Below are 23,410 nucleotides of genomic sequence, written 5' to 3'. Positions count from 1 at the left end.
TGCCGCCCCGCTAACCAAGACCGCCGCGCAGGTCCAGCCCCTGCCCTACACAAGCGCGCGATCAGCCGACGGGCCTGACATGCGGATGTTACACAGGCCGCGCAGATCAGGCGCAGCCACTCTACAAGGACACCCCCATGCGCCTGCCCATCCTGACCTCTGCCCTGGCCCTGATCGCCGCCGCCCCGACTCTGGCCGAGACCAGCTTCAACCGTGTCGCCAGCTTCCCCACCACCGCCAACATGGCCGATGGTGAGGATCGCAGCCGGCCAACCTCGGCCGAGATCATCGCCGTCACCGAAGACGGCCTGACCGCGATCTATTCCGACAGCCCCCTGGGCGCGATCGGTCTGGTCGATCTGACCGACGCCCGCGCCCCGAAGCCGCTGGGCAATATCTCCATGGACGGCGAGCCGACGACCACGGTCGTCATCGGCGGCACCGCCTTTGTAGGGGTGAACACCTCGGCATCCTTCACCGAACCCTCGGGCGCGCTGCGCACCGTCGACATCACGCGCAAGACCGTCACCGACAGTTGCGATCTGGGCGGCCAGCCCGACAGCGTGGCCCGTGCCCCGGACGGCAGCTTCATCGCGGTCGCCATCGAGAATGAGCGCGACGAAGAGGTGAATGACGGCGACCTGCCGCAGATGCCCGCCGGTTTCGTAGTGAAACTGCCCGTCAAGGATGGTGCCGTCGATTGCGCCGCCAAACAGGTCATCGCCATGACCGGCCTGGCCGAGATCGCCGGTGACGACCCCGAGCCCGAGTTTCTGGACATCAACGGCCTGGGCGAAATCGTCGTCACGCTTCAGGAAAACAACCATATCGTCGTGATCGAGGCCGATGGCGCGGTCGCGTCGCATTTCAGCGCGGGCAGCGTCGATCTGACCGGCATCGATACGAAAACCGATGGCCGCGTCGATCCGACCGGCGATCAACCGGGCCGCGCGCGCGAACCCGATGCGGTGAAATGGATCGACGACAGCCATTTCGCCACCGCCAATGAAGGCGACTGGAAGGGCGGATCGCGCGGCTTCACCATCTGGGCCAAGGACGGCAGCGTGGTTTACGACTCTGGCAACAGCTTCGAGGCAGCCATCACCGCAATCGGCCACTATCCCGAAAAGCGCAGCAAATCCAAGGGTGTGGAGCCCGAGGGCCTGGCCTTCGCCCGGTTCGGCGACCAGCCCTTGCTGTTTGTGGCATCCGAGCGCGGATCGGTCGTGGGGGTCTATGACGTGACAGACCCGGCGGCGCCGGAACTGCTGCAACTGCTGCCCTCGGGCATCGGGCCAGAAGGGCTGGTGGCGATCCCGTCGCGCAACTTGTTCGTGACCGCCAATGAAACCGATCTTGGCGCAGACGGCGCGGCGCGGGCGCATGTCATGGTCTATGAACGTCAGGACGGCGCGCCCACCTATCCGCATCTGATCGCGGATCAGGGCATCACCTGGGGTGCGCTGTCGGGGCTGACGGCCGATCCTGAAAAGCCCGGCCTGCTTTATGCCGTGACCGACAGCGCCTATGACATGAACCCGCAGATCCTGACCATCGACGCCACCGCAAAACCGGCGCGCATCACCGGTGCGATGACCGTCACCCGCAACGGCCAGCCCGCGCAAAAGCTGGATCTGGAAGGCATCACCACCGATGGCAAGGGCGGCTTCTGGCTGGCGACCGAGGGCAACAGCGCCAAGCTGTTCCCGCATGGCATCCTGAACGTCAACGCCAAGGGCGAGATCAAGGCCGAGATCGGCCTGCCCGCCGAGTGGCTGAAGGGCGAAACCCGCTTCGGGCTGGAGGGGATCGCGCGCGACGGCGACATGCTGTGGATGGCCGTGCAGCGCGAATGGGCTGACGACGCCAAGGGTCATGTCAAGCTGATGCGCTTTGACACATCCGCCAAGGACGACGCCTGGACCGCCATCGCCTATCCGCTGGAACCCAAGGGCGACGGCTGGATCGGGCTGTCGGAAATCCAGATCGCGGGCGGCACCGCCTATGTGATCGAGCGCGACAATCTGGTGGGCGATCTGGCGAAGCTGAAGGCGATCTACACCGTCGATCTGGCCGCCGTCACCCCCGCGAAGCCCGGCGAACCGCTGCCGGTCGTCTCCAAGACGCTGCTGCGCGACCTGATCCCCGATCTGAAGGCAACCGGCGGCTATGTGCTGGACAAGGTCGAGGGCTTCGCCATCGACGCCGCAGGTGAGGGCTGGGTCGTGACCGACAATGACGGCGTTGACGACCACTCGGGCGAGACAATGTTCTGGTCCATCGGCCCGGTCACCAAGTAGCCCGGTGCGTGTGACGTAACGTCACGGCCACGAAAAAACGGAAACTTATTCCGTTTTTTCGTGACGCCCGCCATCGCCGCGCTAATCTGACGCTGCGGGCCGATCCGGCCCCGTCGCGCAGGGGAGGGCGGCGATGGATGATCCGGCAATCGGGGCGCTGCTTGGCCGCCCTGCGCCGAAACAGGCGCGTGCGCGGTTGCGCGTCCAGCAGATCCTGGACGGCGCCGTCCAGGTGCTGACCCGGCACCCGCCCAGCCAGCTGTCGGCCACGCTGATCGCCGCGCAGGCCGATGTGCCGGTCAGCTCGATCTATCGCTATTTCCCGACGCTGGACGATCTTGTCGATGAGCTTTACCTGCGCGCCGCAGCCGATCTGCGCGACGGGCTGGAACGCGCCGTCGACGGGCCGGGCGGCTGGCGCGACCGGTTGGCGGCGGTGGTCGAGCTGCTGATCGGCTTTCTGCGCGACCACCCGTTTTATCGCCCGCTGCTGACGCTGATCGCCGCGCGGCGCGGCCCGCAGGGGCTGGATGACGATTACAACAGCGACATCCTGGCGTTCCTAGCGGCCCGCTGGCAGGCCGGGCAGGACGGCTTTCACGGCGCCGATGCCGGGGTGGTCGCGGCCACCACCGTGCAGATCGCCCTGTCGCTGGAAGAACTGGTGCTGCGCGCGCCCTCGCCCGAGGCCGAACAGGCGCATCTGGCCGAATTGCATGCGGTGCTTGACCGCTATCTGTCCGCCTATCTGACCGACGATCCAACCCTGGGGGATGCCTGATGCGCCGCCTGATCCCGCTTGCCCTGGCCGTGCTGGCCGCCCTTGGCCTGTGGCGCCTGATGGCCGTGCCGGGCACCGCGCCCCCGCCCGGCCCCGACGACATCGCCCGTGCCAGCACCTTGCGCCCGGACAACCCGGCCCTTGCCGCGATCTATGACCGGTCCTGCGTGACCTGCCACGCACTCCCCGACGCCATGGCCCCGCTGACCGGGCATGTCGCCGGCTGGAAACCCCGGATCGCGGAACGCGGCATCGACGGGCTGGTCGCCTCGGCCCGCGACGGCTTTGGCAACATGCCCGCCATGGGCCTGTGCCCCGACTGCACCGAGGCCGAACTGATGGCGCTGATCGACTTCATGTCGGGCCAGGGGGACGCATCATGAAGCTGACCCGACGCCAGGCCCTGCTGGGCGGCACCGCCGCGGTGCTGGCCGTGCCCGCGGTGATGCAGGCCCGCTGGCTGGCCACCGACCACGCCCGCCCCGGCTTCTCCCCCCGCCCCCCCGCCGCGCCCGAGGGGCGGCGGCTGTGGCGCAACTGGTCGGGCCTGCACCACGCCGCGCCGTCGGAGATCTTTTCGGCACAAACCGAAGCCGACCTGGCCGCCCGCATCGCCACTGCCACGGGCCGGGTGCGGCCGATGGGCAGCGGCCACGCCTTCATCGACCTGGTGCCGACCGACGACATGATGGTCGATGTCAGCCGCCTCTCGGGCCTGATCGAGGCCGACCCCGCCACCCGCATCGCCCGCTTTGGCGCGGGCACCCGTCTGCGCCAGGCCGCGATGCTGGCTGATGAGGCGGGGCTGGCCTTCCCCAACCTGCCCGACATCGACGTGCAGACGCTGGCCGGGTCTTACGCCACCGCCACCCATGGCACCGGCCGCGACCTGACCGCCCTGCACGGCCGCATCACCGGCTTTCGCCTGATCACGCCGGACGGCAGCACCCATGACGTCACCCGCGCCTCGGACCCCGATCTGTTCGATGCGGGCCGCGTCTCGATGGGGGCGCTTGGCGTGATGACGCGCTTTGACGTCGAACTGGTCGACCGCTTTGCCCTGACCCGCAAGATGTTCCTGATCCCCACCGAACAGGCGATCGAGACGATGCACGATCAGGCCCGCAGCCACCATTATCACGAGTTCTACGTTCTGCCCCACACCGGCTATGCGGCGGTCATCACCCATGATCTGCATGACGGCCCGGTTGCCGGTCGCGCCCCCAGCCGGGATGAGGATTTCATCGCCACCTTCCGCACCCTGCGCGATGTGCTGGGCTGGTGACCCTGGGCGCGGCGCAAGGCGTTCGAGGCCTATGTGCTGGCCCAGAACTTCCCCGACGGGCTGGTCGAGAATGAAACCGACCTGTCGTGGAAACTGCTGTCCACCGCCCGCGTCACCCGCATGAACGAGATGGAATACCACCTCCCCGAGGCGACAGCGACCGATGCGCTGCGTCAGGCTATCGCCATCGTCGAATCCGACCCGGCCAGCTTCTTCCCGATGGAGGTGCGCTTTACCGGTGCCGATGACGCCTGGCTTAGCCCGTTCAACGATGGCCCGCGCTGTTCCATCGCCGTGCATTGCGCGCAGGACGAACCCTATGACGTGCTGTTCGACCAGATCGAGCCGATGATGCGCGCCCATGGCGGCCGCCCGCATTGGGGCAAGCTGCATTCGCTGGGGGCGCGCGATCTGGCCGATCTTTATCCGCGCTTTGGCGATTTCCTGGCCTTGCGCCGCCGTCTGGACCCGACCGGCAAGTTCCTGAACCGCCGCACCGCCGATCTGTTCGGCGAGGCTTTCCCCGCCTGATCCCGCAAAGGGCCCGTCATGATGATCCTGATCTTTGCCCTGATGCCGCTTGCGGTGATCCTGCTGGCGCAGAATGTCCGGCTGGCCGACCGGATCGGCGTGGTGCCGCTGACCTTTCTGGCCGGCTTTGTCGCGGCGATCCTGTTCGACCTGCGCCCGCTGGCCGCGATTCAGCAAAGCGTGGCCGAGGTCAGCGTCGCCCTGGCGCTGCCGATGATCATCTTTGCCGCCAACATCCGCCGCGCCTTGCGCGATGCCAAGGGTGCGCTGACGGCGATCATCGCCGCCTTCGTCGCGGTGGTCGCGGCCAGCCTGATCGGCGCGCTGATCTTTCGCGGCACCATTGCCGACCTCTGGCAGGTCGCGGGCATGGCCGTCGGGGCCTATACCGGGTCGGGCGTGAACATGGGCGCGGTCAAGACCGCATTGGGCGCGGATCAGGATCTTTTCCTGACGATGATCACCTATGACATCGTGTTCTCCACGATCTACATGGCGGTGATCGTGCTGGCGGGGCAGCGGCTGGCAGGGCTTGTCCTGCGGCCCTATCCGCAGGTCGAAGACGCCGCCCCGGCGGCCAGCGACATTGACCACAGCGACATGGATCATCTGGCCGACGATTCCGCCCATGCCTGGCGCCGCCTGCTGGAGCCGAAGACCTGGCCCGGATCGGCGCTGGTGCTGGCGGCCTCGGTGCTGGCGGTGGGTGTCGGGGTGGCCTTGGGGCGGCTATTTTCGCCCGCCGCATCCGGCACGGTCACCATCCTGACGCTGACCACGCTGGGGCTGATCGGGTCGATGGTGCCGCCCTTGCACCGTGTCCGCACTGGCTTTCACCTGGGGATGTATCTGATCCTTGTATTCTGCTTTGCCTCGGCAACGATGCTGGACACCCGCATTTTCACCCAGATGGACTGGGCCTTGGGCGGCTATTTCCTGTTCGTCATTTTCGGGTCGATGGCGCTGCACCTGCTGATCTGCAAGATCTTCGACATCGACCGCGACAGCTATCTGATCGCATCCGGCGCGGCGATCATGTCGGTGCCCTTCATTCCGGTCATCGCCGGGGCGCTGAAGAACCGCGCGGTGCTGGTGCCGGGGATCGCGGTGGCGGTGCTGGGCTATGCCCTTGGCAACTATCTGGGGATCGGCGTGGCCCAGCTTCTGCACGCCACCCTGCCGTGAAACGCAAAACCCCCGCCGATGGCGGGGGTCTGCGTCACGCATTGGCCGAATGATCAGGCCGCGCGGTTGAACAGGCGGATCAGCAGCAGCAGGATCACGGCGCCGATGGTCGCGAAGATGATCGAGCCCAGGATCGAGCCGGTCGCGCCGATGGTGATGCCCATGGCGGGGAACAGGAACGAGGCCAGAACCGCGCCCAGGATACCGATGACGATGTTCATCACCAGGCCCTGGCCGTGGCCTTTGACCAGTTGGCCGGCCAGCCAGCCAGCGATCGCACCGATGATGATGGCAACAAGAAGACCCGTCAGCATGTCGTTATTCCTTTCAAAGTGATGGCCGGCGGCTTTCACCTGACCGGATCGTGTTCTCTTGACGGCACAACCCGCACGCGACCGGCTGGTTCCCGCCGAGGGTGAAGTTTTTGTGAAATCCCGTCGCCCGACATGTGATCGGCCGCCCCACCTGTTGCAGGGAATCCCCCACAGCCGTGTGATCTGCGCAACAGGCGCCGGGCTTGCTTGACGCGCCGCGCGCCAGCCCCTCCAAACTGCGCGGCAATGTTTCGTCGCGGCGTGACCGCGCGGGGATTCGTCGCCCGCACCGCCGCCTGACCAACCCCTGACCGGAAAGGACACTGCCATGTCCCCGCTGAAACCGATCCTGTCGCGCACCCTGCCGGGGCTTGCGCTGCTGACCGCGATGGCACTGGCCGCCTGCGGCCCGACGCCGCCCGCAGCCCCCGCCGCGCCGGTGGTGCCGCCCGAATATCAGGCGCGCATCGACACCGGCCCCAAGGGCGAGCCGATCCACATTCCCGCCGTCCGCCCGGAATATCTGCGCGACCGCAACAAGCGTCAGCGCGTGGCCTATAATGGTCCCGACGCGCCCGGCACGCTGGTCGTCGATCCCTATGCGCGCTTCCTGTATCACGTCCTTGAAAACGGCGAGGCGATGCGCTTTGGCGTCTCGGTCGGCGATGCCGGTCGCGGCTTTTCGGGCGATGCCACGATCCGTCGCAAGGCGGCTTGGCCCTATTGGGCGCCGACCCAGAACATGATCCGCACGATGCCCGAAACCTATGCGTCGCTGGCTGGCGGCCTGCCGGGCGGGCTGAACAACCCGCTGGGCGCGCGCGCGCTGTATCTGTATCGCGGTGGCAAGGATACGATGTACCGCATCCACGGCACGATGGACCCGGCCTCGATCGGCAAGGCCACGACCGCCGGCTGCATCCGGGTATTCAACCAGGACATTCTGGATATCTATGACGAGGTGCCGATGGGCAGCCAGGTTCGCGTCCGCTCGCGCGCAGAAAGCCTGCGTCTGGAAGGGCCGCTGGTCGAAACCCCCGAGGGCTTCGTGATCCCCGCCGCCGAGGCCGCCGCCGCCGCGCAGCAGGCCCCGGCACAGCCCGGCCAGCCCGGCGCCTGATCGGCCCGACGCGCTGGACGATCCCGAAAAGCCCCGCCCCCGGCGGGGCTTTTTCATGCAACCTTTCGCGCCGGTCGGGGGTTGGCGGGAGACTGACACGAAACAGACCCATGACACAGGATCGACCGATGGCCACCACCTTGACCCCGACCGAAGCCCGCGCCCTGGATCAGGCGGAACGCGAACTGGATGATCGCGCCCGCCAGCCTGCCCTGTCGCGCCTGGCCGATGCCGAGCTGCGCGACCTGATCGACGCCCTGCGCAACCGCCGCGACCGCGCCCGCGACATCGGCAATCGCCAACGCCGCGAGGCGCGCGGCAAGGCCGCCCCGCAGGGTTCCACACCCGCCGCGCGCAATGACGGCACCCGCGGCAAGGAACAGATCCTGGCCGCCGCCCTGCGCCGCGCTATGGCCGAACGCAGCAAGCGCCAATCCGCCTGACACCGACCCGGAACGCAAAAGCCCCGCCACTGGCGGGGCTTTTTCAGGATAGGCCCTCAGCAGCCTAGCGCCACTGCCGCCCATCCGCCGTGCCGCAGCCATGGGGCGGCAGCGTCTTTTCGCCAAAGGTCTGCTTCAGTCGCCCGCAGGCCCAGTCCCGCGCAGGCGCCGGGGCATGGCGCATCATCTCGATCCCGACCTCATCAAAGGGCGTTTCGGTGTTGGTGGCGTAGGCATGGAACCGCTGCCCCAGCAGGGCCAGACCGGCGACGGCGACGATGATCAACAGTTTCAGGAAGCGCATGGATGACCTCAGGGCACGTTGCCCCGCCGTCATGCCATGCGCCCCCCCTGATCGGCAAGAACGCCCGTCAGGCGATCAGGACGTAATCCTTGCGCGTCGTCTCGATCACCTCCCAGGTGCCGGTAAAGCCGGGGCGGATGATCCAGCTATCGCCCGCCCGCAGGTCGACGCGGCTGCCGTCATCACCCGTCAGCACCGAATGGCCGGCCAGAATGCGGATGTATTCCCATTCCTCATAGGCGACGCGCCAGGCGCCGGGGGTCGATTCCCAGATCCCGCAATACAGCCCGTCGCGCTCCTCAAGGTTCCAGGTCCGATGCTCGGGATGGCCCGAGATCAGCACATCCGGCGACGGGGTTTCAATCTCGGGTTCACCCTCGGGCAGAACCGGCAGGATCAACGTCATTCAAGCCACCTTACCTTGGTCAGATCATTCGCCTGTGTCGGCGCGTTTTCCCACAGACCTTCGATCTTGGCATTCCAGACCCCGGTCTTGGGCAGTTGGAACAGATAGGCGTTGACGTAATCATCGGCAATCTTTTGTTGCGCCGCCTTCAACAGGGCGCTGCGTTCGGCCGGATCGACGGTGATCTTCAGCTTGTCGATGATCGCTTTGAAATCCGCGCTGTCATAGCCGAAGTAATAGCCATCCTTGCCGCGCGCATAGATGTCGATATCCATCGGTTCGGTATGGCTGATGATGGTCAGGTCGAAGTCATGGCCCTTGTAGACCTGTTCCAGCCACTGCGCCCATTCCAGATTGGCCATCTCGGTCTCGATCCCCACGGCGCGCAACTGCGCCGCGACGATCTCGCCGCCGCGGCGGGCATAGGGAGGCGGCGGCAGCGCCAGGCGCAGCTTCAGGCCGGTCACGCCCGCCTCGGCCAGCAGAGCCTTGGATTTCGCCGTGTCATGGGCCGATTGCGCCGTCAGATCGACGTAATCGGGATGGGCGGGCGAAAAATGCGTGCCGATCGGCGTGCCCTGACCGAACATCGCGCCGTCGATCAGCTCTTGCCGGTTGATCGCATGGGCAATCGCCTGCCGCACCTTGGGGTCGGCCAGTTGCGGATGGCGGTTGTTCATCGCCAGGATCGTCTCGCCCTCGGTCACGCCGATGACCACCTTGAAGCGCGGATCGGCGCCAAGCTGGGCCATCGTCTCGGGCGCGGGAAACATCGGAAAGGCATCGACATCGCCCGCCATCATCGCCGCATAGGCCGCCGTCGGATCCGCGATGATGCGGAAGGTCGCGGTTTTCAGCGCCGGCTTGTCGCCCCAATAGCCGTCAAAGGCGGTCAGCGTGATGCGGTCGCCCTTGATCCATTCGCTGAACTTGAACGGCCCGGTGCCAACCGGGTTGGTCGCGTTGTTCGCGGCTGTTTCCGGCGCAACGATCACCGCATCGCCCCAAGACATCTTGTAGGGGAACGCCCCATCGGGGTTCTTCAGCGTGATCCGCACGGTGGCGGGGTCGATCACCTCGACGGCCTCGATCCCCTCGAAGATCTCTTTCTGGGCATTGGTGCTGCCCTCGGCTTTGGCGCGTTCCAGGCTGAACTTCACATCCTCGGCGTCAAAGGCGGTTCCGTCGTGAAAGGTCACGCCGCTTGCCAGATGAAAGGTATAGACCTTGCCATCGGGGCTGGCCTCCCAGCGTGTCGCAAGCGCGGGCTGGGTGGATCCATCCGGCCCGAACCGGGTCAGCCCCTCGAACACATTGGCATAGACCACCTCGTCGATGGCGGCGGCGGCACCGGCGGTAGGGTCAAGGTTCGGCGGCTCAAGCACCATGCCCAGGGTCAGCGCGTCGGGCGCGGCAAAGGCCGGTGCCGACATCATCGCCAGGGCGGCCACGGTCATGCGGAAACGGGAAAGCATCGGGAAACCTCCGGTTGGGGCGCGGCGGGCCGCATCGCACCCCAAGGATGATCGCCCGCCCCGGCCCGATCAAGGATAATCGCCGCGGGCAGGGCCAAAGACGCCCCTTGACCGCGCCGCGATCCCGCCCCAGCCTGCCCCAACCCGCCCGAGGAACCCGATGGCCGCCTATCTGACCCGCCGCATCCTGTCGCTGATCGCAAGCCTGGTCGTGGCCTCGCTGGTGATCTTCGCGGTGATCGAGGTGATCCCCGGCGATCCGGCCAGCTATATGCTGGGCCTGAACGCCCGCCCCGAAACGGTGGCCGCGCTGCGCGACAGCCTGGGCCTGAATCAGTCGTTGCCGATGCGCTATCTGTCCTGGGTGACGGGGATGCTGCGCGGCGATTTCGGCCTGTCCTACACCTATCGCACGCCGGTGGCCGAGCTGGTGGCGCAGCGGCTGGCCGTCACCCTGCCGCTGGCGGTGATGGCGCTGTGCCTGTCGACGCTGATCGCGCTGCCCACCGGCATTCTGGCCGCCGCGCGGCGCGGCACCCCCGTCGATACCGGGGTCATGGGCGCAGCGCAGGTGGGGATCGCGCTGCCGAACTTCTGGCTGGCGACGCTGCTGGTCCTGCTGTTCACGCTGCAATTGAAATGGCTGCCCGCCGGTGGCTTCGCGGGCTGGTCGAACCCGGTCAACGGGCTGAAATCGCTGATCCTTCCGGCGATAGCCCTGGCCCTGCCCCAAGCCGCGATCCTGGCGCGCGTGCTGCGATCAGCCCTGGTCGAGACCTTGGGCCAGGATTACATCCGCACCGCCCGCGCCAAGGGCCTGAGCCGCGCCCAGGTGCTGTGGCGCCACGCGCTGCGCAATGCGCTGATCCCGGTTCTGACCATCCTGGGGATGCAGTTTTCCTTTCTGCTGGCCGGCACGATCATTATCGAAAACGTCTTTGTCCTGCCCGGCCTTGGCCGCCTGATCTTTCAGGCGATCACGCAGCGCGACCTGATCGTGGTGGAATCGGTGGTGATGCTGCTGGTCTTTGCCGTCATCATCGTCACCTTCCTGACCGACCTGGCCTATGCCCTGGTCGACCCCCGCCTGCGGGCCGCAGCATGAGGTCGGCCTCGATCATTCTGGGCGCGATCCTGGCCGGGGCGGCGCTGCTGGCCGCCATCCTGTCCTGGGTCTGGACGCCCTATGACGTGACCGCACTGGCGATTGCCGACAAGCTGCAAGCCCCAAGCACCGCACATCCGTTCGGCACCGACCACTTTGGCCGCGACATCCTGTCGATGGTCATGGTCGGCGCGCGGGCCTCGATCAGCGTGGCGCTGATCGCGGTCGGGATCGGCATGGCGGTGGGGGTGCCGCTGGGGCTGGCCGCCGCCGCCCGGCGCGGATCCTGGCTGGATGAGGTGATCATGCGCGGCAACGACCTGATCTTTGCCTTTCCCAGCCTGGTCATCGCCATCCTGATCACCGCCGTCTTCGGCCCCTCGGCCATCAATGCCATCATCGCCATCGGCATCTTCAACATCCCGGTCTTTGCCCGCGTCAGCCGGGGCGGGGCGCTGTCGGTCTGGACGCTGGACTATATCCGCGCCGCCGAGGTCGCGGGCAAATCCACCCTGCGCATCAGCGCCGAACATATCCTGCCCAACATCCTGAACCTGCTGATCGTTCAGGGCACGATCCAGTTCAGCCTGGGCATCCTGGCCGAAGCCGGGCTGTCCTATGTCGGCCTTGGCACGCAGCCGCCGATGCCCAGCTGGGGCCGGATGCTGGCCGAGGCGCAGACCTGGTTCATGCTGGCGCCCTGGACATCCATCTTTCCGGGCCTTGCCATCGTCGTCACCGTGCTGGGGCTGAACCTGCTGGGCGATGGCTTGCGCGACCACCTGGACCCCCGCCTGAAAAGGCGCGCGGTATGAGCCTGATTTCCCTGCGCGATCTGGCGCTGACCATCGACGACAAGCCGATCCTGCGCGATGTCGATATCGACATTCCCGCGGGGCAGATCTTCGGGCTTGTCGGTGAAAGCGGGTCGGGCAAGTCGATGACGGCCTTGGCGATCATGGGGCTGCTGCCGCACGGCGCACAGGCCAGCGGGCAGATCATGATGGCGGATCAGAACCTGCTGACCCTGCCCGAGGACGCGCTATGCGCGCTGCGCGGTGCCCGCATCGGCATGATCTTTCAGGAACCGATGACGGCGCTGAACCCGCTGATGACGATCGGCGATCAGGTGGCCGAGACGCTGCGCATTCATACCGGGATGCCGCGCGATCAGGCGCTCGCCGTGGCGCGCGACAAGCTGGACCGGGTGGGCCTGCCCGCGCCGCGCTTTGGGCTTGATCTGTATCCGCATCAGCTTTCCGGCGGACAGCGGCAGCGGGTGGCGATTGCGCTTGCCATCGCCCTGCGCCCGGCGCTGCTGATCGCGGATGAGCCGACAACCGCGCTGGATGTGACCACGCAGGCCGGGGTGCTGGATCTTCTGGAAAGCCTGGTCGATCAGGACGGCATGGCCTGCCTGCTGATCACCCATGACCTTGCGGTGATCGCTGACCGGGCCGAACAGGTCGCGGTGATGCAGGCGGGTCAGGTGGTCGAGACCGGCCCCACCCGCGACGTCTTTACCCGCCAGACCCATCCCTACACCCGCGCGCTGTTTGTCGCCGCGACCCATGTGCCGCCGGCGCCCCGCCTGCCGCCACCCGAGGCCGCGCCGATCCTTGAGGTGCGCGAGGCGCTGCGCATCTATCCCGGCCCCCGGCGCGGGTTGTTCGCCGCCCCCGGCCCCGGCCTGCGCGCCGTCGACGGTGTGTCGCTGACCATCGCGCGCGGCGAAAGCCTGGGGCTGGTCGGCGAATCCGGCTGCGGCAAATCCACCCTGTCGCGCGCCATCCTGGGGCTGGACGCGCTGCAAGGCGGCACAATCCTGCTGGACGGCGAACCGGTGCAGGCCGGGCGGCGGATGCCGCGTCACCTGCGCGCCAAGGTGCAGGCGGTGTTTCAGGATCCCTACGGCAGCTTCAACCCTCGCTGGCGGGTCGATCAGCTTCTGGCCGAGCCGTTCCACCTGACCGGCCGCCCGCGCGATGCCCGCGACCGGCTGGCCCAGGCCCTGACCGAAGTCGGCCTGTCCCCCGATGACATGCACCGCTTCATCCACCAGTTCTCCGGCGGCCAGCGGCAGCGCCTGGCGATTGCCCGCGCGCTGATCATCCGCCCCGAACTGATCGTCCTGGATGAGGCCGTCAGCGCCTTGGACGTCCGTGTGCGCGCGCAGGTGCTGGACCTGCTGGCCGGGCTGCGTGAAAGCCATAGCCTGTCCTATCTGTTCATCAGCCACGATCTGAACGTGGTCCGCGCCATCACCGACCGGGTGCTGGTGATGCAAGCCGGTCGCATCGTCGAGGACGGCCCGACCGACCGGGTACTGACCGACCCGCGCGATCCCTATACCCGCCGCCTGATCGAGGCCGCGCCGGTGATCCCGCCCGACTGGCAGCCTGCCTGACCCTTGCGCCCCTAGCTCTTGCGTCTGCCGCCGCCTGTGCCACTGTGGCGGCGCGATCATGGGGGGCATCATGCGGCTGGCAGGCAAGACGGCAATCATCACCGGCGCGGGGTCGGGCTTTGGCGCGGGCATCGCGCAGCGTTTCGTGGCCGAGGGCGCGGCGGTCATGATCGCCGACATCGACGAGGCCGCCGCCTGGGCCGTCGCCGGTGCGCTGGATGCTACCCCGCAACAGGTCGACGTGGCCAGCGACGCCAGCGTCCGCGCCATGACCGAGGCGGCGTTGCGCGCCTGGGATCGGGTCGACATCCTGGTGAACAACGCCGGGATCACCCATCTGCCGATGCCGATGGAGGACGTCACCGAAGCCGAGTTCGACCGCGTTTTGGCCGTCAATGCCAAGTCGGTCTATCTGACCGCGCGCCACATCGTGCCCTTGATGAAGGCCCGCAACAGCGGCGCGATCCTGAACATCGCCTCGACCGCCGCGCTTAGCCCACGGCCCCGGCTGAACTGGTACAACGCCTCAAAGGGGTGGATGGTCACCGCCACGCAGGCCATGGCGATCGAGCTGGCGCCCTACAAGGTGCGGGTCAATGCGCTGTGTCCGGTGGCCGGGGAAACGCCGCTTCTGTCCAGCTTCATGGGCGAGGACACGCCCGAGATGCGCGCCCGCTTCCTGTCGTCGATCCCGCTGGGGCGGTTCTCGACGCCCGAGGATCTGGCCAATGCCGCGCTGTTCCTGTGTTCGGATGAGGCCAGCCTGATCACCGGTGTCCGGCTGGAGGTTGACGGCGGCCGCTGCATCTAGCCTGCCAGCAGCGCCACCACCCGTGCGGCGGACACCGCCTGCGCCTGCGCCGCGCCGACCCCTGCCCAATGCGCGCCATAGCCGGGCTGGCCCGCCCGCGCCGCCGCCGCGATCAGCGCCTTGCCCGCCGAATAGGTCAGCGGATAGGCCGGGGCCTGGGCATCGTCATGGGCGGTGATCCGGTTGACCAGTGACCGCGCCGGCCGCCCCGAGATCGCCCGCGTCATCACCGTCTGCCCACCCGCCAAAGCGGCGCGATGACCGGCATCCGTCGCGGCCTCGGGCGTGGCCAGAAAGGCGGTGCCCGCCTGCACTGCGACGGCCCCGGCAGCGCGCGCGGCGCGCAGATCGGCGGGCGTCGTGATGCCACCCGCCGCAATGCAGGGCAGATCAAGATCGGTCAATTCAGCCAGCAGTTCCAGCGTTGAAAGACGCGCGTCAGGTCCGTTTTCATCAAAGATGCCGCGATGCCCACCGGCCTGCCAGCCCTGCGCGATCACCAGGTCGACACCGGCCTGACGGGCGATCAGGGCCTCGGCCCGGCTGGTCACGCTGACCGCCAGCAACGCCCCGGTCGCGCGCAGCGCCGCAAGCTGGTCGGGATGCGGCAGGCCGAAGTGAAAGCTGATGACATCGGGCCGGGCCTCGATGACAGCGGCCAGCATCGCCGGATCATCGCGCAGGCTGGTATAGGGCGCGGTCAGATGGTCGGGCGGGGTCGCGTGCAGCGCCGTGAAATCCGGCGCCAGCCGTTCCAGCCAGGTGGCCTCGATGGCCGGATCACGCGCGGGCGCGACATGGCAGAACAGGTTGACATGTAGGTGCCGCGCCCCGCGCGCCCGCGCCTCGGCCATCGCCGCGCGGGCCTGATCGGCGCTCATCGCCCCAAGGCCCAGCCCGCCCAATCCGCCCGCCGCATCGACCGCCGCCGCCAGCGCCGGTGTCGCCACCCCCGCCATCGGTGCCTGCCAGATCGGATGGATCAGCCCCAAGTCAGTCAGCTTCATCGCGCACCTCACCCCTTTACTTTGCGCGCCACGCCCCGGAAAACAAGCGCAAGGAGTTTCCCATGATCGACCTTGCCCCCGAGCTGATCGCCTTGCTGATCGGCGCTGCGTTCTTTGCCGGCTTCGTCGACAGTATCGCGGGCGGCGGCGGTCTGATCACTCTGCCCGTGCTGATGCTTGCCGGGGTGCCGCCGGTGCAGGCCCTGGCCACCAACAAGGTGCAGGGCGCGTTCGGCGCGGCCACCGCCGCCTGGGCCTATGGTCGGCGCGGACTGGTCGATCTGCGCAGACAGGGATGGGGCGCGCTGATGGCCTTTCTGGGGTCGCTGGCCGGGGCCTTTCTGGTGACCTTCGTCCCGACCGAGGCGCTGCGCTTTGCCCTGCCGGTGGTGCTGATCGGCATCGCGCTGTTCTTTGCGCTGAAGCCGGGGCTGGACGATACCGACCGCCAGCAACGCCTGACCCCGGCGATCTTTACCATCACCGTCGCGCCGCTGATCGGCTTTTACGACGGGCTGGTGGGTCCGGGGGCCGGGGCCTTCTACATGCTGGGCTTCGTCATGCTGGCGGGCTACGGCATCCTGAAGGCGACGGCCCATACCAAGATGCTGAACTTTGCCAGCAATATCGGCGGCATCGTAGCCTTTGCCATCGTCAGCCCGCCGATCTGGATGCTGGGGCTGGTGATGGGGCTGGCGCAAATGGCGGGCGCTTTGGTCGGGACACGGCTGGCCATGCGCGTCGGCGCACGCATCATCAAGCCGCTGCTGGTCATCACCTCGACCGCACTGGCGATCCGGCTGATCTGGCAGATGATCTGATCAGGCCAGTGCCTGCCGGATCAGCGCCGCCGCGTCATCCATCGCCGGGGCGGCGGCGGGGATGTGACCGGCCGCGTTCAGCATGATATGCGGCACGCCCGCGACCACGCGCAGATCGACCGGCACGCCCGCCGCCTTCAGCCGCGCGGCATAGGCGCGGCCCTGATCGCGCAGCGGGTCAAACGCCGCGACCATCACCGCCGCCGGGCAAACCCCCGCAACATCGCCCGTGATGGGTGAGGCCAGCGGGTCCGCCGCATCCGCGCCGGCCAGATAATGATCGCGATACCAGCCCAGCCTCTCGCTCGTCAGGAAGAAGCCGGTGCCGAACAGATCGTCTGAGGGGTAGCGCCCCGCCAGATCGACCCACGGAACCCACAGCATCTGGAACCGGGGCGGCACCGCATCGGCGCGGCAAGCCTGCGCGACGATGGCCGCGAGCGCCCCACCGGCGCTGTCACCCGCGACCGCGATCCGGCGCGGGTCGATGCCGAAATCGGGGGCGCGCTGCACCAGGGCGCGAAACGCCACGATGGCATCCTGCGGCGCGGCTGGAAACGGGTGGTCCGGCGCCAGCCGGTAATCCAGCGCAAAGACCTGCGCCCCGGCCCGATCGGCCAGGGCCGCGCAAACCGCATCATGCGAGGCGATCGACCCGCCCACATAGCCGCCGCCATGCAGGAACAGCACCGCCCCCTGACTGATGCCCTGCGGACGATAGCGCCGCAACGGGCGCGGCCCTGCCCCGCCGGGCAGCGTCAGATCCGACCGCGCCACCGGACGCTGCGGTTGCGGGGCCAGCCAGTCACCCTGCCGGTCGAAATCGGCGCGCAGCTCATCGACGCTGCCGATCCGATCCTCCGCCTGCCCCGAGGCGCGCAGCAAAAGCTGCACCAAGGGGTCCAGCCGCTGCCCGTCGACCTGCACGGGTGTCCCCGCCAGCCGTGCCACCAGCGCGCCAGGCAGGCGCGTCATCGCCCGCAGCGCGGTGCGGGTCAGGATGTCGGTCACGCTCATGCCGCGAACCCGCGGGCCAGGCGCATGTCGCCGGTCACGATGCCCCGCCAGTTCTTGTGGGGATCGGTCAGATAGGTGCCGACAACCGGATGCGCGGCGTCCAGCGCGCCCAGATGCACCAGAAGCGCGGTGATCGCGGCCTCGGAGGCGCGGGTGCCGCCATCCATGATCTTCAGCGCGATGCCGCGGCTTTGTTCGGGCAAGATCGCCACGAACACCGCCTCGGCCCCGGTTTTCACGGCCACGCGCCCGCCCATGGCGCGCATCAGATCGGTGCAGGCGCGGCCCTCACCTGCCACCATCTCGGGGTGGGCGGCCATGGCCTGCGTCAGCCGCGCCATCGCATCGGCGCGCCGGCCGCCGCCCTGACGCGCGGCAGCAAAGGTCGCCATCGACCGCGCCAGACCGGTCACGGTGCAGGCAAAGTTCGGGGCCGAACAGCCGTCGATGCCATAGCCGGGGCTGGTCTCGGCCACGGTTTCCTCGAACGCGGCCTTGCAGGCCTGCTGGACGGGGTGGTCGACCTCGACATATTCCGACCCGCCGCCAAGGTGTCGGTTCAGCGTCAGGAAACCGGCGTGCTTGCCGGAACAATTGTTGTGCAACTGGCAGGCCGCATCGCCGGTGCAGGTGATGGCGCGCAGGGCCTCGGGGTCGCGCGGGCTGTGGGTGCCACAGCGCAGGTCGCCCTCTGCCAGGCCCAGATCGGCCAGCCAGGCTGCGACCGCCTGCGTATGGATCGCGGCGCCGTTATGGCTGGCGCAGGCCAGCGCGAGTTGCCGCTGGCTCAGCCCCGCCGCATCCGCCGCGCCGCTTTCGATCAGCGGCAGCGCCTGGATCATCTTGCACGACGATCGCGGAAAGATCACCGCATCGGCATCACCCCAGGCGGCTTCGACCCCGCCCGGCCCAAACACCACCGCATGTCCATGATGCACGCTTTCCAGCATCCCGCCGCGCCACAATTCGATCATCGGAACTGCTGTCATCGCCGTCTTTTCACCCCTGTTCCGGCCGCAGGGGGTTTCACCCCGCGCCACAATTGCGTTATCACCACCATATCGGGTTGAAATGCCGCCCGCGAACCGAAAATACGGGCGGCAAGGTCCGAAAGGACCATGGGCAACGAAATGGAGGCAGAGACCGACATGAGCAAAGCCATTGCGGGCGGGATCGCCGCCAGTGTCGCACTGATCGCCGGGCTGGCCGGCCCGGTCGCCGCGCAGGACAACAGCTTCGTCGAACAAAAGGGCGACTGGCGCGTGCATGTGGCCGCCAGCCCCAAGGAATGCTGGGGCGTCAGCGAGCCGACCTCGTGGAAGGCCACCAAGGACGGGTCGGAAGTGCAGGTCAACCGGGGCAAATCCTATCTGTTCGTGACCTTCCGTCCCGGTCAGGGCGGCGAAGTGTCCTATGCGGGCGGCTATCCCTTCGCCGGCGGATCGACGGTCGAGGTCGCCATCGGCGGCACCAAGTTCAACCTGTTCACCGAGGGCGAAAACGCCTGGGGCGGCTCGCCCGCCGATGACGCCAAGATCATCGCCGCGATGAAGTCCGGCTCCAGCGCCGTGATCACCTCGCGGTCGGGGCGTGGCAATGTCATCACCGACACGTTTTCGCTGACCGGATCGTCGGCGGCGCTTGGCGGCGCGGAATCGCGCTGCAAGTAAGCCCGGCGTGACCGGCTGTCGGCGGCCCCCACCGGGGGCCGCTTTCGTTTTGGCCCAGGATCGCCTATATCGGTGCCTTGCCCCACAGGATGTTGACGATGACCACCGCACCCGCCGCCCCGATCACGCAAGACGTGCTGACCATCCCGCGCAAACTGCCCGAGGGCGGGCGGATCAACATCGTCGGCCTGACCCGCGACCAGTTGCGGGCCGCGCTGATCGCAGCCGGAACGCCCGAGCGCCAGGCCAAGATGCGCGTCGGCCAGATCTGGCAATGGGTCTATCACTTCGGCCTGCGCGATTTCGCCGGGATGACCAACCTGGCCAAGGATTACCGCGCCTTTCTGGCCGAGCATTTCGAGATCGCCCTGCCCGAGATCGTCACCCGTCAGATCAGCGCCGATGGCACCCGCAAATACCTGCTGCGCATCGCCGGTGGGCATGAGGTCGAAACCGTCTACATCCCCGAGGAAAACCGCGGCACGCTGTGCATTTCCAGCCAGGTGGGCTGCACGCTGACCTGTTCCTTCTGCCATACCGGCACGCAAAAGCTGGTGCGCAACCTGACGGCGGGTGAGATCGTCGGCCAGGTGATGCTGGCGCGCGACGACTTGGGCGAATGGCCGCAACCGGGCGCGCCCAAGGACGAAACGCGGCTGGTCAGCAATGTCGTGCTGATGGGCATGGGCGAGCCGCTTTATAATTTCGACAATGTGCGCGACGCGATGAAGGTGGTGATGGATGGCGAAGGGCTAAGCCTGTCGCGCCGCCGCATCACCCTGTCGACCAGCGGCATCGTGCCGGAAATCGCCAAGACCGCCGAGCAGATCGGCTGCCTGCTGGCGATCAGCTTTCACGCCACCACCGATGAGGTGCGCGACAAGCTGGTGCCGATCAACAAGAAATGGAACATCGCCACGCTGCTGTCGGCGCTGCGCGATTACCCGCGCCTGTCCAACAGCGAACGCATCACCTTTGAATATGTGATGCTGAAAGGCGTGAACGACAGCGATGCGGATGCCCGCCGCCTGGTCAAGCTGATCGCGGGCATCCCGGCCAAGATCAACCTGATCCCCTTCAACGAATGGCCCGGCGCCCCCTATCAGCGCAGCGACTGGGACCGGATCGAGGCCTTCGCGGACATCATCTACAAGGCCGGTTACGCGAGCCCGATCCGCACCCCGCGCGGCGAGGACATCATGGCCGCCTGCGGCCAGTTGAAATCCGCCACCGAACGTGGCCGCAAATCCGCCGCCCAGATTGCCGCCGAGGCGCAAGTCACCAGCGTCGAGTGAGTATTTGGGCAAAGAGGAAATGGGCTTCCGCTTTGCATAAATACTCATCCAGCGGGCGCCATCCGCGCAGCGTTGACGCGGAGGCGCGCGCGGCCCAAGCTGCGGCCAAAGGGGGGCGCGATGGCGATCTTCAATCTGGGGTCGATCAATATCGACCATGTGTATCAGCTGCCGCATTTTCCCGCGCCGGGTGAGACGCTGGCCTCGAGTTCGTATCAACGTGGTCTGGGCGGCAAGGGCGCGAACCAGTCGGTCGCCGCGGCGCGGGCCGGGGCGCGGGTCGTGCATCTGGGCGCGATCGGGCCGGGGGATGACTGGGTGATCGATCGGCTGTCCAGGGCGGGGGTCGACTGCGGGCGGATCGCGCGGATCGATGTGCCGACCGGCCATGCCATCATCTATCTGGATGGGGCGGGCGAAAATCAGATCGTGCTGTTTCCCGGCGCGAACCGGGCGATGGCTGTGGATGTGGTCGACCGGGGGCTGGCCGATGCGCAGGGGGGCGACCTGCTGCTGATCCAGAATGAGACCGCCCATGCCGCACGGGCCGCCGCCATGGCGCGGGCACGGGGCATGGCGGTGATCGCCAGTGCCGCCCCCTTTGATGCCGGGGCCGTGGCCGAGGTCTTGCCGCATGTCACCACGCTGGCCCTGAACGCCGTCGAGGCCGCGCAACTGCGCGCCGCCCTTGGCCGTGACCCCGACCTGCCCGAGATGCTGGTGACCTTGGGCGCCGAGGGGGCCGAACTGCGCCTGGCCGGGGGGCAGGTCTTGCGGCAGGCAGCGTTTGCCGTCGATCCGGTCGACACCACCGGCGCGGGCGACACCTTTGCCGGCTATTTCGCCGCCGCGCGTGACGCAGGCGCACCCCACGCCGCCGCCCTGCGGCTCGCCGCAGGCGCCGCCGCACTGAAGGTCACCCGTGCCGGTGCCGCCGATGCCATTCCCAGCCGCGACGCGGTTGAGGCCTTTCTGAAAGGACAGCCATGACCTATGCCTTTGACCCCGCCCCGCCCGTCGCCCTGCCGATCACCGGCAGCGACGCGCTGTTCCCGGTGCGCCGGATCTTCTGCATCGGCAGCAATTACGCCGACCATGCCGCCGAAATGGGCAACGCCCCCCGCCGCGACATGCCGACCATCTTTACCAAATCCGCCCCTGCCATCGCCCTGTCGGGCAGCACCATCCCCTTCCCGTCCGGCACCGACGACCTGCATCATGAGGTCGAGCTGGTCGCGGCGCTTGGCCCCTCGGGCGTCTTTGGCTATGCGGTCGGGCTGGATCTGACGCGACGCGACTTGCAGGCCCGCGCCAAGGACACGCGCGGCCCCTGGGATCTGGGCAAGGATTTCGACAATAGCGCGATCCTGGGACCGCTGACCCTAGCCGAGACCTGGGGCCTGCCGGGTGACCAGGCGATCCGGCTATCGGTGAACGGCGCGCCGCGTCAGGATGGGCGGCTGTCGCAGATGATCTGGCCGCTGCCCGCGCTGATCGCCACTTTGGGCAGCCTGTATCGGCTTCAGCCGGGCGATCTGGTGTTCACCGGCACGCCCGCCGGCGTCGGCCCGCTGCGCCCCGGCGATGAGGTTCAGGCCGAGATCGACGGGCTGGCGCCGCTCAGCCTGCGGATTCAGCCCAGCGAATAGCCGGTGCCGCGCACGGTGCGCACCGGGTTCGACCCGCCGTTCACCATCAGCGCCTTGCGCAGGCGGCCCACATGCACGTCGATGGTGCGGGTGTCCACATAGATGTCACGGCCCCAGACGCGATCCAGCAACTGCTCGCGCGTCCAGACGCGGCCCGGCTTTTCCATCAGTGTCGACAGCAGGCGGAACTCGGTCGGGCCAAGGTGCAGGGGCTGGCCCGCGCGGAATACGCGATGCTCGCCACTGTCCAGGATGATGTCCTGAAACGACAGTCGTTCACCCATGGTGGTCGGGCGGGTGCGGCGCAACTGGGTGCGCAGCCGCGCCATCAGTTCCACCACCGAATAGGGTTTGACGACGTAATCATCAGCACCGGTTTCCAGCCCGCGCACGCGGTCGGTTTCCTCGGACCGGGCCGACAGCATGATGATCGGGATGCCGCGGGTTTCGGGATTGGCCTTGACGCGACGGCAGACCTCGATGCCGCTGACATTGGGCAGCATCCAGTCCAGCACGATCAGATCGGGGTTTTCCTCGGCGACCAGCAGCATCGCCTCATCGCCGTTTTCGGCCATGACCACGTCAAAGCCCTCGGCCTCGAGGTTGTATTTCAGCACTTCGCGTTGCGCGGATTCGTCCTCGACCACCAGGACGCAGGGTTGGCTGTGACTTGCCATGGCTCAGGCCCCGGCTTCGTCAAGGCCGGATCGGCTGACGCTTTCGGTCTTCGGGCGGGCCTCGTCGGGCAGATCGCCGGTGACCAGATAGATCACCTGTTCAGCGATCGAAGTCGCATGATCGCCCATCCGTTCGATGTTCTTGGCGATGAAGTGCAGATGCATACAGGGCGTAATGTTGCGCGGGTCTTCCATCATGTAGGTCAGGAACTCGCGGAACAGGGCGTTGTACATCTGGTCCACCTCGACATCGCGGTGGCGCACATCGGCCGCCAGATCGGCGTCGCGGCGGATATAGGCATCCAGCGCGTCGGCCAGCATCGCCTCGACCGTTCCGGCCATGCGGCGGATCGCGCCGCCCGCGCCTTCGACCACCGGCATATGCGCCAGGACGTGACTGCGCTTGGCAATGTTCTTGGCGAAGTCGCCGATCCGTTCCAGGCTGGCGGCGATCTTGATGACCGAAAGCGCCATGCGCAGGTCGCTGGCCGCCGGGGCGCGCAGGGCGATCAGGCGCGCGGCCTCTTCGTTGATCTTTTCCTCAAGCGCGTCGATGGCGCGGTCGCGGCGGCGCACGTCTTCGGCCAGTTCCTCGTCGCGGGTATCCAGCGCGCGGGCGGCCTCCTCGATGGCGGCTTCGACCATGCCGCCCATCTTGACCACCATGGTCTGCACGCTTTCCAACTCTCGGTCGAAAGAGCTGACGATATGCGGTGACTTGTTCATGGCGGTCCCCCTACCCGATACGTCCGGTAATATAGCTTTCGGTGCGCGGATCGCGCGGATTGGTGAAGATCTGCTCGGTGT

General features: G+C 67.5%; 26 protein-coding genes. 17 read left to right on the top strand and 9 right to left on the bottom strand.

The genetic code is table 11. From position 1 onward, the window contains the following. Positions 1-137 precede the first annotated feature (137 nt). From ACEYYA_RS14380 to ACEYYA_RS14355, 6 genes are all read left to right on the top strand, one after another. Positions 138-2,300 carry an esterase-like activity of phytase family protein gene (locus ACEYYA_RS14380; protein WP_374801612.1) on the top strand — a complete coding sequence of 721 codons (2,163 nt, stop codon included), beginning with the start codon at positions 138-140 and terminating at the stop codon, positions 2,298-2,300. 133 nt (positions 2,301-2,433) lie between these two features. After that, positions 2,434-3,081 carry a TetR/AcrR family transcriptional regulator gene (locus tag ACEYYA_RS14375; protein WP_374801611.1) on the top strand — a complete coding sequence of 216 codons (648 nt, stop codon included), beginning with the start codon at positions 2,434-2,436 and terminating at the stop codon, positions 3,079-3,081. Beyond that, entirely contained in the window at positions 3,081-3,464 is a 384-nt protein-coding gene (locus ACEYYA_RS14370) for a c-type cytochrome (protein WP_374801610.1), read from the top strand. The genes ACEYYA_RS14375 and ACEYYA_RS14370 overlap by 1 nt, the downstream gene beginning before the upstream one ends. Further along, the gene (locus tag ACEYYA_RS14365; protein ID WP_374801609.1) at positions 3,461-4,366 is read left to right on the top strand and encodes an FAD-binding protein; all 906 of its coding nucleotides are present in this window, start codon (positions 3,461-3,463) and stop codon (positions 4,364-4,366) included. The genes ACEYYA_RS14370 and ACEYYA_RS14365 overlap by 4 nt, the downstream gene beginning before the upstream one ends. Positions 4,367-4,399: 33 nt before the next feature. Then, positions 4,400-4,897 carry a D-arabinono-1,4-lactone oxidase gene (locus tag ACEYYA_RS14360; RefSeq protein WP_374801608.1) on the top strand — a complete coding sequence of 166 codons (498 nt, stop codon included), beginning with the start codon at positions 4,400-4,402 and terminating at the stop codon, positions 4,895-4,897. Between the two features lie 18 nt (positions 4,898-4,915). Next, positions 4,916-6,082 (top strand): DUF819 family protein, encoded by a 1,167-nt coding sequence (locus tag ACEYYA_RS14355; RefSeq protein WP_374801607.1) that lies wholly within the window; start codon positions 4,916-4,918, stop codon positions 6,080-6,082. Between the two features lie 53 nt (positions 6,083-6,135). Here the strand turns inward: ACEYYA_RS14355 and ACEYYA_RS14350 are convergent, their stop codons facing one another. Beyond that, positions 6,136-6,396, bottom strand: a complete 261-nt coding sequence (locus ACEYYA_RS14350; RefSeq protein WP_374801606.1) for a GlsB/YeaQ/YmgE family stress response membrane protein — start codon at positions 6,394-6,396, stop codon at positions 6,136-6,138. A gap of 328 nt (positions 6,397-6,724) precedes the next feature. Here ACEYYA_RS14350 and ACEYYA_RS14345 point away from each other — a divergent pair, with 328 nt between their 5' ends. Then, a complete protein-coding gene (locus ACEYYA_RS14345) occupies positions 6,725-7,516 on the top strand; it encodes a L,D-transpeptidase (protein ID WP_374801605.1) in 792 nt (263 codons plus the stop codon). A gap of 128 nt (positions 7,517-7,644) precedes the next feature. Next, entirely contained in the window at positions 7,645-7,959 is a 315-nt protein-coding gene (locus ACEYYA_RS14340) for a hypothetical protein (protein ID WP_374801604.1), read from the top strand. Positions 7,960-8,023: 64 nt separating this feature from the next. Here the strand turns inward: ACEYYA_RS14340 and ACEYYA_RS14335 are convergent, their stop codons facing one another. The 3 genes from ACEYYA_RS14335 to ACEYYA_RS14325 form a co-directional block, all read right to left on the bottom strand. After that, positions 8,024-8,263: a hypothetical protein gene (locus tag ACEYYA_RS14335; RefSeq protein WP_374801603.1), complete on the bottom strand. Its 240-nt coding sequence runs from the start codon at positions 8,261-8,263 to the stop codon at positions 8,024-8,026. 67 nt (positions 8,264-8,330) lie between these two features. Further along, on the bottom strand, positions 8,331-8,669 hold the full coding sequence (locus ACEYYA_RS14330) for a cupin domain-containing protein (RefSeq protein WP_374801602.1): 339 nt from the start codon (positions 8,667-8,669) through the stop codon (positions 8,331-8,333). Next, positions 8,666-10,144, bottom strand: coding sequence for an ABC transporter substrate-binding protein (locus ACEYYA_RS14325; RefSeq protein ID WP_374801601.1), 1,479 nt, complete (start codon positions 10,142-10,144; stop codon positions 8,666-8,668). Before ACEYYA_RS14325 ends, ACEYYA_RS14330 begins: the two co-directional genes overlap by 4 nt. Before the next feature lie 160 nt (positions 10,145-10,304). Between ACEYYA_RS14325 and ACEYYA_RS14320 the strand changes: the two genes are divergently transcribed. From ACEYYA_RS14320 to ACEYYA_RS14305, 4 genes are all read left to right on the top strand, one after another. After that, positions 10,305-11,249: an ABC transporter permease gene (locus ACEYYA_RS14320; protein ID WP_374801600.1), complete on the top strand. Its 945-nt coding sequence runs from the start codon at positions 10,305-10,307 to the stop codon at positions 11,247-11,249. Then, on the top strand, positions 11,246-12,064 hold the full coding sequence (locus ACEYYA_RS14315; RefSeq protein WP_374801599.1) for an ABC transporter permease: 819 nt from the start codon (positions 11,246-11,248) through the stop codon (positions 12,062-12,064). Before ACEYYA_RS14320 ends, ACEYYA_RS14315 begins: the two co-directional genes overlap by 4 nt. Then, on the top strand, positions 12,061-13,656 hold the full coding sequence (locus ACEYYA_RS14310) for an ABC transporter ATP-binding protein (protein WP_374801598.1): 1,596 nt from the start codon (positions 12,061-12,063) through the stop codon (positions 13,654-13,656). Before ACEYYA_RS14315 ends, ACEYYA_RS14310 begins: the two co-directional genes overlap by 4 nt. Positions 13,657-13,726: 70 nt before the next feature. Next, the gene (locus ACEYYA_RS14305) at positions 13,727-14,467 is read left to right on the top strand and encodes an SDR family oxidoreductase (protein ID WP_374801597.1); all 741 of its coding nucleotides are present in this window, start codon (positions 13,727-13,729) and stop codon (positions 14,465-14,467) included. On the opposite strand, the gene ACEYYA_RS14300 is transcribed toward ACEYYA_RS14305, so the two are convergent. Further along, a complete protein-coding gene (locus ACEYYA_RS14300) occupies positions 14,464-15,474 on the bottom strand; it encodes an NAD(P)H-dependent flavin oxidoreductase (protein ID WP_374801596.1) in 1,011 nt (336 codons plus the stop codon). The genes ACEYYA_RS14305 and ACEYYA_RS14300 overlap by 4 nt on opposite strands. A gap of 62 nt (positions 15,475-15,536) precedes the next feature. Here ACEYYA_RS14300 and ACEYYA_RS14295 point away from each other — a divergent pair, with 62 nt between their 5' ends. Then, on the top strand, positions 15,537-16,295 hold the full coding sequence (locus tag ACEYYA_RS14295) for a TSUP family transporter (RefSeq protein WP_374801595.1): 759 nt from the start codon (positions 15,537-15,539) through the stop codon (positions 16,293-16,295). Here ACEYYA_RS14295 and ACEYYA_RS14290 read toward each other — a convergent pair whose 3' ends face one another. Both ACEYYA_RS14290 and ACEYYA_RS14285 read right to left on the bottom strand, forming a co-directional pair. Then, positions 16,296-17,312: an alpha/beta hydrolase gene (locus ACEYYA_RS14290; RefSeq protein WP_374801594.1), complete on the bottom strand. Its 1,017-nt coding sequence runs from the start codon at positions 17,310-17,312 to the stop codon at positions 16,296-16,298. Beyond that, on the bottom strand, positions 17,309-18,301 hold the full coding sequence (locus ACEYYA_RS14285; RefSeq protein WP_374801593.1) for an asparaginase: 993 nt from the start codon (positions 18,299-18,301) through the stop codon (positions 17,309-17,311). The genes ACEYYA_RS14290 and ACEYYA_RS14285 overlap by 4 nt, the downstream gene beginning before the upstream one ends. 159 nt (positions 18,302-18,460) lie before the next feature. On the opposite strand from ACEYYA_RS14285, the gene ACEYYA_RS14280 reads away from it, so the two are divergent. The 4 genes from ACEYYA_RS14280 (at position 18,461) to ACEYYA_RS14265 (ending at position 21,926) form a co-directional block, all read left to right on the top strand. Beyond that, on the top strand, positions 18,461-18,982 hold the full coding sequence (locus ACEYYA_RS14280) for an invasion associated locus B family protein (protein WP_374801592.1): 522 nt from the start codon (positions 18,461-18,463) through the stop codon (positions 18,980-18,982). Between the two features lie 98 nt (positions 18,983-19,080). Further along, on the top strand, positions 19,081-20,277 hold the full coding sequence (gene rlmN / locus ACEYYA_RS14275; protein ID WP_374801591.1) for a dual-specificity RNA methyltransferase RlmN: 1,197 nt from the start codon (positions 19,081-19,083) through the stop codon (positions 20,275-20,277). A gap of 120 nt (positions 20,278-20,397) precedes the next feature. Beyond that, entirely contained in the window at positions 20,398-21,267 is an 870-nt protein-coding gene (locus tag ACEYYA_RS14270; protein ID WP_374801590.1) for a PfkB family carbohydrate kinase, read from the top strand. Then, complete coding sequence (locus ACEYYA_RS14265; RefSeq protein WP_374801589.1) at positions 21,264-21,926, top strand: fumarylacetoacetate hydrolase family protein; 663 nt, start codon at positions 21,264-21,266, stop codon at positions 21,924-21,926. Before ACEYYA_RS14270 ends, ACEYYA_RS14265 begins: the two co-directional genes overlap by 4 nt. Here the strand turns inward: ACEYYA_RS14265 and phoB are convergent. Further along, complete coding sequence (phoB, locus tag ACEYYA_RS14260; protein ID WP_374801588.1) at positions 21,911-22,603, bottom strand: phosphate regulon transcriptional regulator PhoB; 693 nt, start codon at positions 22,601-22,603, stop codon at positions 21,911-21,913. The genes ACEYYA_RS14265 and phoB overlap by 16 nt on opposite strands. Before the next feature lie 3 nt (positions 22,604-22,606). Next, positions 22,607-23,329: a phosphate signaling complex protein PhoU gene (gene phoU / locus ACEYYA_RS14255; RefSeq protein WP_374801587.1), complete on the bottom strand. Its 723-nt coding sequence runs from the start codon at positions 23,327-23,329 to the stop codon at positions 22,607-22,609. Between the last annotated feature and the right edge of the window lie 81 nt (positions 23,330-23,410).

The sequence above is a fragment of the Paracoccus zhouxuedongae genome, assembly GCF_041927815.1.
GTDB lineage: Bacteria > Pseudomonadota > Alphaproteobacteria > Rhodobacterales > Rhodobacteraceae > Paracoccus.
Note: the sequence above shows the minus strand (reverse complement) of the source record. Positions and strands in the feature narration are given on the sequence as shown.